Source organism: Sinomicrobium pectinilyticum (genome assembly GCF_003725735.1).
GTDB classification, from domain to species: Bacteria; Bacteroidota; Bacteroidia; order Flavobacteriales; family Flavobacteriaceae; genus Sinomicrobium; species Sinomicrobium pectinilyticum.
Map to the genome: position 1 here is coordinate 1 of NZ_RJTM01000030.1, position 10,950 is coordinate 10,950.

Sequence of the window (10,950 nt, forward strand, 5' to 3'; positions counted from 1 at the left end):
TTCTAATTTACGAATTAATTAACTGAATTACAAATGTTTATTTACTTCTGAAAGTGCCTTTTTAGAACCTGAAAGGAATCCCAATTATTATCGGGAGCACTAAAGTGCATAGTTTTAAACTTTTTTTGAGACCAATAACCATGACGGGATGGAAATTCCCGGGCCATTTCAACAAAGTCCCGGGTCAGGATAATTTCACATGTACACGATCGGTATCCGTTATATCGTTTTCATAAAAGCCCTGATTTTCCCGATAATTTTGTCCCCATCTTCTTCCAAAGCAAAATGTCCGGTATCATAGATATTATAGTCAATTTGCTTGACATCCTTCTTAAATGCTTCAGCACCGCTTTCAGGAAAATACGCATCATTTTTTCCCCATACGATCAACAAAGGCGGCTGATATTCCCTTAAATATTGTTGCCATTCCGGGTATAGTTTCAAATTATTCCGGTAATCATAAAACAGGTCCAGATTCACCTTATGGCTATTCGGCCTGGATATCCTTAAATAGTCCAAATGCCAGGTATCGGGATTCACATTTTCCGGATCTCTGGTGCCATGGGTATATTCCCATTTGAGTCCATCTAATGAGAACGCGGGTAAGATTGCTTTTTCCGTATCCTCATTCCTGTCGGCCCAAAATTCCCTGACCGGTGCCCATGCCTTTCCAAGGCCTTCCTCATAGGCATTACCATTCTGATTAATTATGGCGGTAACCCTCTCCGGGTGCTTCGTCGCAATCCTGAATCCGACAGGAGAACCATAATCCTGAATCATTAATGCATAAGAAGTAATTTCCTTCTTCTCCAGGAAAATATCTATGGTTGCAGCGAAATTGTCGAAGGTATATTCATACTCGCCGGGAGAAGGAAAATCACTATTCCCGAAACCGGGGTAGTCCGGTGCAATAAGATGATATTCATCGGATAGCTGATCCAATACTTTTCTGTATTGATGGGAAGACGAGGGATAACCATGTAACAGTACAATGGTTGGCTTTTTAATGTCCCCGGCTTCACGATAAGCTATGTTCACGCCATTCACTTCTAATGTTCTATACTTAATCTGTGTCATTTTTAATTAATTTTAATGGTTAAAAATCCTGAGTTAAAATACATCGATGTCAATTTACTAATTACCGAACGATCGGTAAATATTCTGGGGAAATTTTTTTAGGCACCCAAATACCTGTTTTCAATATTTTGTATGGTGTCCTGGAAGATTGTAAAATCCCCGAGCGCTTTTGACACAATTAAACTTCCCTGAATTTCAATTAAATTCCGCAACGCATGTTCTTTGGCATCATGAGAAGATAAATTAAAGGCTACTCCCACCTCTTTAAAGGTGTCAATCCACTTTTTCATTCCATTTTTTATTTGCTCTTCAAACAGATCTAATCCTGTTTCCATAGACAATGCATTAAAGATACACCCCTCCTTTCCATCATCGTATAATTTGTTGATATTACCTAACCCTTTTTTCAACCTAAGCTGTGGTGTACTGTTTTCGTCCAGCAATTCCCGGAAAACGTGCTCTTCGACCCAATTATCCAGATGAGTGATGACTGCCAGAGCCATTCCCTGTTTTCCCTCAGGGAACCTATGATATAAGCTCGCCTTTTTAAGACCGGTAATTTTAGCCAGTTCCTGCAGACTGGCACCTTCATACCCTTTAGCACGGAAAACCTTGGTTAACCCGGCTATTATTTCTTCCTCCAGAATTTTTTGTGGTCTCATAGGACAAATATACAACATAAATTCATTTTACCGAACGATTGGTAAAATATTTTTTGAGTACATGTCAAAAAACGTAAAAAAAGCCCACAGCAGAAATATCGACAGGAACTAAAAAACGTTTTTTTATAAGTATAATCCCGGAAATTAAACCGGGATCATGCGAAGATCAGCATCATCACATCCATGATCAATGATTAATCCCCGATTTCTTTGACTCTATAACAAAAGCCCGGAGTCCGGCCATCTTGCCATTGCGAAATCGCCATACATCACAGTATTCGTATTGGACCGTTTTACCTTCCCCATTGGCCATTGTAATCTTCCCTATTGCAGTAACAAAATCTTTCTCGGCAATTAAATTTGTGACATCAAATTTCGGGGGTTCTATATAATTTTCCGCCATCCATTTGCGGACGGCTGCTTTGCCTTTCAGGGTTATATCACCTACAAATTCCCAATTCGTATCTTCGGTACAAAATGCTAAAAACCCTTCATTATCACCCTTTGTAACCGCTTTATTTGCCGTCATTAAAATTTCTTTATTATCCATACCCTTATTTTAATATATTTTTCTATCGCTCTCATCGCAGAATTTCATTATAGTAATTGTCAGAGCTGAAAACCTTCCTTGTCCGACTGTTTTAGGAGCATTTCACCCAATTGCCCTTCCCTCCGGTAATTAAAATTTTGTTCATTGAATTCCATTGGGGCAGCACTTTTTTCATTGCAGATAAGATCTTTTTAATCCAACGGTTTCAGGTCTTCGTATTTTGCATCAAGTACAATCCCGAATTCTTGCTCTAAAACATGTATATAAGATTCACCCGCTTCGAGAAATATTTTTTCTTCCTTTCCATTAATTCTTTTCTTGAGTTCCATGTTAAATAAAGAAATCATACCGTTTTCCACCGGAAGCGCTGCAACTCTCGATGATACGAAGAACGATCTGGGATGAGTTGATGTAAAATAATTTCCGTACTCAATATCCCCGGCACAAACGTGGTTCAAATCAAAACTATATAAGTTTTTCCAGTCCGTATCATGTTTACTCTGAAGCATAAATCCGTATAAACTACTTTCTTTTAATCGAAATGTTTGATCCTCAAATGAAACGGGCCTGTCACAGGTTAAGGGTATAGGAACGGGTGGGGTATCAACTCCGAATCCCGTATCTACCAGCCACTTTTCCCCTTCTATTGTTACTAATGTTACCCGGTGCCCTCTTCCGGTTGGTTTACCTTTTAAATGCACCCTACCAAGTAAAGTACGTGCTTCGAATCCGAAAGATTTAAGAGCCAGTAAAAAAAGGCCGTTCAATTCAGAACAGTAACCGCCACGTTTGTTTTTTACCATTTTTTCTACCAGCACATCAGGTTCCAGGTTTATATTTCTTCCGAGACATATATCAAAATTCTCAAAAGGAATAGTTCTGTGCTGGGCCCGGTGAATTGACTTTAAGAACTCAAAATTATCGGAAATCCTTCCATTAAAATTAATTCGTTTCAAATATTCGTCCCGGTTGAAAGAAAAATTATCCATTTTTATTGTTTTAAATGGTTGCCAACTGCTTATCAAATATAATTTTTTACTTAAAAATAAAATGAAGAATGAATAAATTCATCGAACCTGATATACGGCCCCTCCCCCTACTCCCGGTTATCACAAATGAAAAATCAAATTTTCGTCCGAAATGAACCGGTATTCAACTTCTTTAAATAAAAGATAATATATTTAAGAGAGAAAAATCATATGATGAATAAATCGTCCGTACAAAAACTGTTAGATACGTTAAACATTCCCGAAAAGGAATCGGATGATCTGTTGTCCATATCAAAGACAGTAGAGCTAGGCGGAGAGGAAACCTATATTTCAGAAGGACAGGTTCCCCGTAAATTCGCTATTGTACTCAACGGGCTTTTTCGCTATTATTATATTGACGAAAAAGGCAATCAATTTACCAAAGGTTTTATTCTCCCGGGGAATGTTTTAAGTTCTTACTCTGCAATGCGCAACCGGACACCTTCTTTCTTTTATATCCAGGCCCTGGAAAATTCTGAAATTTTAGAGGTGACCTACAGGAAATGGTTACAACTGCAGAATAACAGCCCTTATTGGGATAAATTCCTGATCTTTGCCCTTGAAAGAGGTTATTACATCAAAGAAAAAAGGGAACGGGAACTACTTTTGTTAGATGCCGAAGCCCGATACAGGACCTTCCTTTCGGAATTTCCCGATTTGGAAAAGAGGGTCACACAACAAATGATAGCTTCTTACCTGGGCATAAAACCCGAATCCCTCAGCCGGATACGAAAAAAAATGTCCGGTTAACATAGGTCAATGCAGGATTGCCACAAGCCGCCTAATTTTATGCCATACATATTTGACAAAAATCGTTATGGCAATTACAACCAATACCATTCTGATCACGGGAGGCAGTTCGGGTCTGGGGCTCGAAATGGCAAAACGCTTTTCGCAACTAGGTAATAAAGTGATTATTTGTTCCCGGTCAGCAGTTAAATTATCTGCTGCCCGGCAACAATTTCCTGATTTAATAACCTACCCCTGCGATATAAGCCAACCAAAGGACTGCGGGCTTTTAAAGAAATGGCTGGAACAAAATTATCCCGAAACCAATATACTGATCAACAATGCGGGCATTGTACATAAAACAGACTTTATTACGGATGGAGAGGTTGTGGAAAAAGCAGAAAAGGAACTGTCCACCAACCTTGTGGCCCCGATTCGATTGACCAAACTTTTGCTGCCCTTTCTGTTGTCCAATCAAAATGCCCGAATCATTAATATTACCAGCGGACTGGTCTATGTATCGAGAGCAGATTATCCGTTTTATAATGCTACCAAGGCGGCCTTGCATTCCTTTACACAGGTATTGCGACACCAACTTCGGGAAAAGCCGGTACAGGTGGTCGAAGTGTTTTTCCCTGCGGTAGATACGCCCTGGCACAAAGGGAATCCCCCGAAAATTGCCATACCTCCCGAAAAGGCGGTTGCCGAAATGCTCAAAGGACTGGATCAGGGAAAAGAAGAAATCCGGGTGGGCGGCGCAAAGCTATTATACCGGCTCTCCCGGATAGCCCCGAAGTTTGCTTTTAAGAAATTAAACAACCTCGTACAAAATGAAACAACAACCGAAAAATGAAAGGGCAATAAAAGCAGGAGCAATTATTTGTTCCTTCTCCTTTTCATTTCGATGAAGATAGCGGGGCTGCACGTGCTGACGCATCATGACAATGATGATATAGTGCTCATTGTGCTTTATTCGACATATACCATTACCGGCAATTACTCCCCTGCCCGCTCACCGGATATCGTAGAGTTCATGCCTGAAAAAACGGCTTTCATTTTGGAAAAGGGAATTACCGGGGAATATCATTTTGTGTATTGCGATACCAATATTCCTAATCATCTTTTTTCCAGGCCATCACCTGCCTCTTTATAAATTTCTTCCCGTTACATTCAAGATTTTTTAGTGCCTGTTCAGCTTATCCTAACAAGTATGTTACAGAAGTGAAAACTCTTTCTTCTTACCTTCCTGAAAACCTGCCGGTCAGGTTTGAAGCGAACGGGTTTTAACAGATTGTAAATACAAGCAGTACCGGCGTGGGCTGGCACTGTTCTGTTCTATGCTCCAGGAATAATACAACCCCAACCGTTATTCGGTTTTTCTACAGCGCCCTCCATAAACTTAATTAAAACTTGCCCTGAATTCCATTGGTGATTGCTTGGTTTTCATTTTAAATAACCTGCTAAAAGATTGGGAATGCTCAAAACCCAGCTGGAAAGCAATCTCACTAACTGATAACCCGGTAGTGGATAATTTTTCCTTTGCCTTTTCAATCAGTCTGTGATGTATATGTTGTTGGGTATTTTGTCCGGTTAAATTCTTTAACAGACTACTTAAATATTTGGGAGAAACATGAAGCTTTTCTGCCACTCCCTGTACAGTAGGAATCCCTGTTTCAATGAGTGAATCCTTTGTAAAATAACCATTAAGAATTTCTTCCAGTTGTTCCAGAATCTTGTGACTGGCAATGCTTCGGGTAATGAATTGCCTGTTATAGAACCGCTCTGAATACGAGAGTAACAGTTCCAATTGCGCTATAATGATGTTATGGCTGTAATTATCAATATTGGTATGGTATTCTTGCCGGATAATCTGAAAAATACCGGTAATTGATTCCTCTTCCTTTTTGGAAAGGAACAGGGCCTCATGGATAGCGTAATCAAAGTATTCATAGTGCTTAATGGCTGTGGCCAGCCTGGTATTCCACAAATAATCCGGGTGCAACATAAGCATCCAGCCGGTAGGTCTTTCTTCCAGTCCCTTTCTGATTCCAAAAACCTGTCCGGGGGCCATAAAAAGCATGACCCCTTCGTTAAAATCATATTCCTGTTGTCCGTATTTTAACCTGGCATCAGGATGACGCTTTAAGGCAATGGTATAAAAACCGCAAACCAGGCTTTCGGGCTCTTCTTCCTTTAGCTGTATGTCATCAAAATTAATAACACTGACCAGAGGATGCTCAGGTGCGGGCAATCCCCTGAAGGAGTGATATTCACTTATGGTACTGATTTTATAAGGCACATTGTCAGCCATACCTCAAGATATTAATTATTATGATAAATTCGGGCAAATTCCTTTGCAAAATCCTTTAGTTTTACTTTTCCCATCGGTTGGGGCTTGTTTTTTTGATAATCTTCTGCCAATAGCCCTGTTCTCAGCCCGGCATACAGTTCGGTAAGGCCTTCGGCAATACCTGGATTCATTCCTATTGCTTTAAGCCGGTCCGTAACCGCTTCGTCACTTATCAACTGCCATTTTAATTCCGGCCTGCCAATGGCTTTTCCCAAAATTTCGGCAGTCTGGTCGCCTGTCAGTTCTTCACTGGCCACATAGCGAATCTTTCTGCCTGAATTTAAACGGGTAAGCTCTTCGGCCACTGCTTGAGCAATGTCCTCAGGAGACACCCATGGGATGGGGCTGTTACCGTAATTCGCATAGATAGCCCCGTCAGATTTTATGGTTTCCATGTAACCGTACAGGTTATAGTAAAAAGAAGTCGGGCGTATATGGGTAATGGAAATTCCGGAAGGTAATTTATTTAATGTTTCTTCCACATAATAAGCACCTTTTAAAATTCCGTTACCTTCTTCCAAATGCCCTCCAATAGTGCTTAAATTCACAACATGCTTCACATTGGCTTCTGAAATGGCTTTGGCATAATTTTCACCCAACCTTTTATAATAGGCTATGAGGTCAAGGTTTGGATCGAAATAATTATTGGGCGGAACCATGGTAAAGACCGCAGCAGCCCCTTTAAAGTTTTCAACCAGAAAACCCACATCTTCCAGGCTACCTATAGCTGCAGTGGCCCCAAACTCCTCAATGGATTTTTTTCTTTCGGGGTTGCTGCTGATTACTTTTAATTCAGCTCCCTTTTCCATAAGGATCTCTGTCAATGTTCTACCAATGTGGCCCAATGAGCCGGTAACTGTAATTTTCATATCGTTTGTAATATTGATTAACAGATACAAAGTTGATAATACCATGACACTATTAAGTAACCAAACTTCAGGTTCTTGTAATTGAAAAGGACAATACGGGTGGTGCTTCGCTCTTTTGAAGAAATCTTCCCCGGTAATTTTCATCCGGTGCCGGGTACCGGCATTGTTGACCAGAACATTAAGATCGCTGTACTTTTCAGAAATCTATTCTGCTTTGATATAGTTGGCCGGAGAATGATTGTATGACTTTTTAAATTCTCTTTTAAAGGAAGAAACGCTTAAATTGGTTTTTCGAAAAAAGGCAGGAAAACAGCGGTTACAGAGGTGGATTCCGCCAAGGTCTGTGATCTGGGTATGAAAGGAAGTCAAAAAAGCAAAATCGCCCGTCCTGAACTGTGATCTTGGGTATAAAGCAGTGTAAAAATTCAGAAGTGGAGTGGTTCTACTTTTATATCGTTACAACGCTTTCCTTGTTATACCGTTCCTTGTATTCCAAAGGGGTTAAGCCGGTAATTTTTCGGAATACCTCACGAAATGCCTTTACATCCGAATAACCCACTTCGTACATAATCTCGTTGATCGTTTTCCGGGTAGTTTCGAGATTTTTTTTGGCTACCTCAATTTTTACCCGTTGTGCATATTCCAGTGGGGTATTCCCGGTTGCCCTGATAAACCTCCGGTCGAACTGTCGCCTACTGACCGCGAACTTAGAAGATAGTTCCGTAATCGAAATTTTTTCCTGCGGCTTGCTTTCGATATGTCCCTGGGCCTTCTTCACCATTTCGTCACCATGTGTTTTTTGGCCGTTGAATATGATAAATGCCGATTGACTTTGCCTGTCAATCTCGACCTGAAAGATTTTGGAACAGAATATAGCTGTTTGGCGGTCGTAATATTTTTCAATAAGATAAATGATAAGGTTGAGGAAGGAATATGCGCCCCCATTGGTATAAATCCCGTTTTCGTCGGTAATCAATCTGTCAGTCTGCAGGGTTACGCTGCCAAACATTTTTCTAAAGTCCTCAGCAGCCTCCCAATGTGTAGAACAATGCTTTCCGTTGAGCAGGCCGGAAGATGCCAGTACAAATGCGCCTGTACAAATACTGGCTACGGCTGCCCCGTTTTTGTACTGCTCTACAATCCAGTCTATAAGCACCTTATTACCTTTTATGGCTTTCTCGGAATTATGATCGACCGAGGGGATAATTATGAGATCGGTCTTGGCAATAGCAGAAATATCAACATGCGGTTTGATTGAAAACAAGCCGTCATCGAAATCCATTTTCCTGGAAATCCCTGCCAGGCGAATGGTAAACAGGTCTCCTTTGCCAGACTCTCTCCGGTATTCATTGGCCCTACTAAATATATTATAAGGGCCTATAATGCTACTAAGATTGTCCTGCCCTTCAGGTACTACTATGGTCAAATGCTTCATCGCTATTTTTTTATGTTGTTAGTTTAACAGACCTGCCGTAAAAGTTGCAGTAACACCAGTTTCCAAAAACCGGGAAGGCTAAATGCCGAAATGTTCAGAGGCTATTTAAAACGTATTTGGTCCACCTCGGTTTTTTTCAAAGATAGAAACTTGTTTTGTCTAAATCAACCCGTCAAAATGTCTCATCAGCCACCTCTAAAAGTCCTTTATAGACAATAATTTTGTTCTGTACAATTGTATAAACACTTAACAATCAGAAAAAATGGAAAAGTCAGAACACAGTATTTCGATAGGCCATAAGGATCGTGTTTTAGGAAATACAATAGAAAAGGCCAAATCCGGGCAAATGAAATCGTCAGAGTTTATCGCTTTATCAGCCTCTACGATGACATTAACGGCTTTGGGGATTGACATTATGCTCCCTGCGTTTCATGAACTTCGCGAGCACTTTGGGCTTAATCCGGAATCTACGGTTACGGCACAGATTATCGGGTTCTTTTTCATGGGACAAGTCGCTCAGATTATTTTTGGTACACTTTCAGACCGTTTCGGAAGGTTGCCCATCCTGCGCGTGGGGTTTCCACTGTACATTATAGGGGGGATTATTGCCGCTTTTGCGCCAAACCTGGAACTGATGCTGACAGCACGTTTTGTAGCGGGTATGGGTGCATCGGCCTTATTCATGACAACCATAGCAAGTGTACGTGACCGTTTTGTCGGTGACCAGATGGCCCGCATCATGTCCCTGATATTTACAATTTTCCTGTTTACTCCGGTTCTCGCGCCATTTATCGGGTCAGCCATCTTGTCGGTTTCATCCTGGCAAATGGTATTCCTTACGCCTCCGCTGTTTGCGGTGGTTATTTTCCTCTGGTCCCTCCGCCTGAAAGAATCGCTTCCACGTGAGCAGCGCATTTCTTTGCGCCGGGAAAGTATGAGCCAATCCGTCCGGAAGGTTATCGGCGACCGTACATTCCTTCGTTACACTGGAGTCACTACTATGCTCTTCACGGCATTGAGCTCCTGGGTGGCCAGTTCAGAACGTATAGTTGGAGAGATCTATGGCAGGCCTGAATTATTTTCCTGGGTCTTTGCCGGTATAGGACTGCTCATGTCCCTTTGTGCTTTGCTCAATTCCCGGTTCTCGTCCAAATACGGGGCACGCAAAACCATAAAATGGCTTCTTGTCATTTATACTGTTATAGGAGGTTTTTTGTTATTGTCTACCGTTATCTCCGGCGATCCGCCCAATATGATTTTGTTCTTTATTGCCATTGCCCTGCTCATGGCCATTAATATAGCTGCTGAACCCAACAGTAGTGCCTTGGCCATGGAACCAATGGGTAATATGGCAGGTATGGCATCATCCATATACGGAACCTCTTTCTTTTTCATAGGGGCCTCATTGGGGTCAATTATCAGCCATTTCATGGTACACGGCGTTTTCCCTCTCGTACTGGGCATTTTTGTCATAGGATTAATTACCATGGTATTGGTGCTTGGCGATCGCCACCGGGACGAAAACAGCTGAATTTATTTTTAATGTCGGGATTGAGTTATGACAAAGTCCGTATTACATCTTTCAACAATCTGTTTTTAAACACAATTATCAAATAAAATTTTAGTCATGAAAAGCATTAATCACAAATTGGTCATCGAAGCACAGATTGAAAAAATCTATGAATCATTAACAACACAAAAAGGCCTTGCGGGCTGGTGGACAGCTAAAACAAAAGCAAAACCTGAAATCGGTAGTACTATACGTTTTGAATTTGAACCGGACTATGTCAAAGAAATGAAAATTGAAGAACTCCAGACGAATAGCAAGGTAAAATGGCTTTGCGTCGGGGCGTATGAAGAATGGATAGGTACTACCATTTCTTTTGAGTTACGGCCACATAAGAGGGGAACATCCTTGACCTTTTATCACGATGGATGGAAAGATAGTGCAGAAACCTATACAGGTTGTAATTATGACTGGGCCATTTTTCTCAGGAGCCTTAAACTCCTGTGTGAAACTGGTAAGGGCCTACCCTATCCCAACCACTACAAATAGTTAAATAACGTGAATAATGGATAAGATAAAAGGCACGCTCTCTTCCGAAGAGGAGTATTCCACAAGCGGAACAGAGAGTTTGGCGGGGCCCAACCCCCCGGATATACCCTCGACTTTTGTCTTTCCCCGGGGCCTGGACTGTTAATTCACTACACTTAAACATTGTTGTTCAGAAAAACAACGACCTCAAAACA

General features: G+C 41.2%; 13 protein-coding genes. 6 read left to right on the forward strand and 7 right to left on the reverse strand.

Translation table 11 applies throughout. From position 1 onward, the window contains the following. Positions 1–219: 219 nt before the first annotated feature. The 4 genes from ED312_RS06360 to ED312_RS06375 form a co-directional block, all read right to left on the reverse strand. On the reverse strand, positions 220–1,077 hold the full coding sequence (locus ED312_RS06360) for an alpha/beta fold hydrolase (protein WP_123215178.1): 858 nt from the start codon (positions 1,075–1,077) through the stop codon (positions 220–222). Between the two features lie 98 nt (positions 1,078–1,175). After that, positions 1,176–1,739, reverse strand: coding sequence for a TetR/AcrR family transcriptional regulator (locus ED312_RS06365; protein ID WP_123215179.1), 564 nt, complete (start codon positions 1,737–1,739; stop codon positions 1,176–1,178). A 187-nt stretch (positions 1,740–1,926) separates the two neighbouring features. Next, positions 1,927–2,289, reverse strand: coding sequence for a nuclear transport factor 2 family protein (locus tag ED312_RS06370; RefSeq protein WP_123215180.1), 363 nt, complete (start codon positions 2,287–2,289; stop codon positions 1,927–1,929). A 191-nt stretch (positions 2,290–2,480) separates the two neighbouring features. Further along, the gene (locus tag ED312_RS06375; RefSeq protein ID WP_123215181.1) at positions 2,481–3,278 is read right to left on the reverse strand and encodes an arylamine N-acetyltransferase family protein; all 798 of its coding nucleotides are present in this window, start codon (positions 3,276–3,278) and stop codon (positions 2,481–2,483) included. A 210-nt stretch (positions 3,279–3,488) separates the two neighbouring features. Between ED312_RS06375 and ED312_RS06380 the strand changes: the two genes are divergently transcribed. The 3 genes from ED312_RS06380 to ED312_RS06390 all read left to right on the forward strand — a co-directional run bounded on the left by ED312_RS06380 (position 3,489) and on the right by ED312_RS06390 (position 5,199). Further along, positions 3,489–4,067: a Crp/Fnr family transcriptional regulator gene (locus tag ED312_RS06380; RefSeq protein WP_240643040.1), complete on the forward strand. Its 579-nt coding sequence runs from the start codon at positions 3,489–3,491 to the stop codon at positions 4,065–4,067. Positions 4,068–4,134: 67 nt separating this feature from the next. After that, complete coding sequence (locus ED312_RS06385; protein WP_123215183.1) at positions 4,135–4,899, forward strand: SDR family oxidoreductase; 765 nt, start codon at positions 4,135–4,137, stop codon at positions 4,897–4,899. A 27-nt stretch (positions 4,900–4,926) separates the two neighbouring features. Further along, on the forward strand, positions 4,927–5,199 hold the full coding sequence (locus tag ED312_RS06390) for a hypothetical protein (protein WP_123215184.1): 273 nt from the start codon (positions 4,927–4,929) through the stop codon (positions 5,197–5,199). Positions 5,200–5,445: 246 nt separating this feature from the next. On the opposite strand, the gene ED312_RS06395 is transcribed toward ED312_RS06390, so the two are convergent. The 3 genes from ED312_RS06395 to ED312_RS06410 all read right to left on the reverse strand — a co-directional run bounded on the left by ED312_RS06395 (position 5,446) and on the right by ED312_RS06410 (position 8,700). Further along, entirely contained in the window at positions 5,446–6,357 is a 912-nt protein-coding gene (locus ED312_RS06395; RefSeq protein ID WP_123215185.1) for a helix-turn-helix domain-containing protein, read from the reverse strand. 11 nt (positions 6,358–6,368) lie between these two features. Continuing rightward, positions 6,369–7,265, reverse strand: a complete 897-nt coding sequence (locus tag ED312_RS06400; protein WP_123215186.1) for an NmrA family NAD(P)-binding protein — start codon at positions 7,263–7,265, stop codon at positions 6,369–6,371. Positions 7,266–7,713: 448 nt separating this feature from the next. Then, positions 7,714–8,700: a GlxA family transcriptional regulator gene (locus tag ED312_RS06410; RefSeq protein ID WP_123215187.1), complete on the reverse strand. Its 987-nt coding sequence runs from the start codon at positions 8,698–8,700 to the stop codon at positions 7,714–7,716. 262 nt (positions 8,701–8,962) lie between these two features. Between ED312_RS06410 and ED312_RS06415 the strand changes: the two genes are divergently transcribed. The 3 genes from ED312_RS06415 (at position 8,963) to ED312_RS24355 (ending at position 10,901) form a co-directional block, all read left to right on the forward strand. Then, complete coding sequence (locus ED312_RS06415) at positions 8,963–10,231, forward strand: multidrug effflux MFS transporter (protein ID WP_206363211.1); 1,269 nt, start codon at positions 8,963–8,965, stop codon at positions 10,229–10,231. Between the two features lie 96 nt (positions 10,232–10,327). Continuing rightward, positions 10,328–10,756 (forward strand): SRPBCC family protein, encoded by a 429-nt coding sequence (locus ED312_RS06420; protein WP_123215188.1) that lies wholly within the window; start codon positions 10,328–10,330, stop codon positions 10,754–10,756. Between the two features lie 16 nt (positions 10,757–10,772). Continuing rightward, positions 10,773–10,901: a hypothetical protein gene (locus tag ED312_RS24355; RefSeq protein WP_262707129.1), complete on the forward strand. Its 129-nt coding sequence runs from the start codon at positions 10,773–10,775 to the stop codon at positions 10,899–10,901. Positions 10,902–10,950 lie beyond the last annotated feature (49 nt).

Excerpts from the sequence above, each read along its gene's own strand:
- ED312_RS06360 (WP_123215178.1), bottom strand. The coding sequence starts at position 1,077 with ATGACACAGATTAAGTATAGAACATTAGAAGTGAATGGCGTGAACATA.
- ED312_RS06365 (WP_123215179.1), bottom strand. The coding sequence starts at position 1,739 with ATGAGACCACAAAAAATTCTGGAGGAAGAAATAATAGCCGGGTTAACC.
- ED312_RS06370 (WP_123215180.1), bottom strand. The coding sequence starts at position 2,289 with ATGGATAATAAAGAAATTTTAATGACGGCAAATAAAGCGGTTACAAAG.
- ED312_RS06375 (WP_123215181.1), bottom strand. The coding sequence starts at position 3,278 with ATGGATAATTTTTCTTTCAACCGGGACGAATATTTGAAACGAATTAAT.
- ED312_RS06380 (WP_240643040.1), top strand. The coding sequence starts at position 3,489 with ATGATGAATAAATCGTCCGTACAAAAACTGTTAGATACGTTAAACATT.
- ED312_RS06385 (WP_123215183.1), top strand. The coding sequence starts at position 4,135 with ATGGCAATTACAACCAATACCATTCTGATCACGGGAGGCAGTTCGGGT.
- ED312_RS06395 (WP_123215185.1), bottom strand. The coding sequence starts at position 6,357 with ATGGCTGACAATGTGCCTTATAAAATCAGTACCATAAGTGAATATCAC.
- ED312_RS06400 (WP_123215186.1), bottom strand. The coding sequence starts at position 7,265 with ATGAAAATTACAGTTACCGGCTCATTGGGCCACATTGGTAGAACATTG.
- ED312_RS06410 (WP_123215187.1), bottom strand. The coding sequence starts at position 8,700 with ATGAAGCATTTGACCATAGTAGTACCTGAAGGGCAGGACAATCTTAGT.
- ED312_RS06415 (WP_206363211.1), top strand. The coding sequence starts at position 8,963 with ATGGAAAAGTCAGAACACAGTATTTCGATAGGCCATAAGGATCGTGTT.
- ED312_RS06420 (WP_123215188.1), top strand. The coding sequence starts at position 10,328 with ATGAAAAGCATTAATCACAAATTGGTCATCGAAGCACAGATTGAAAAA.
- ED312_RS24355 (WP_262707129.1), top strand. The coding sequence starts at position 10,773 with ATGGATAAGATAAAAGGCACGCTCTCTTCCGAAGAGGAGTATTCCACA.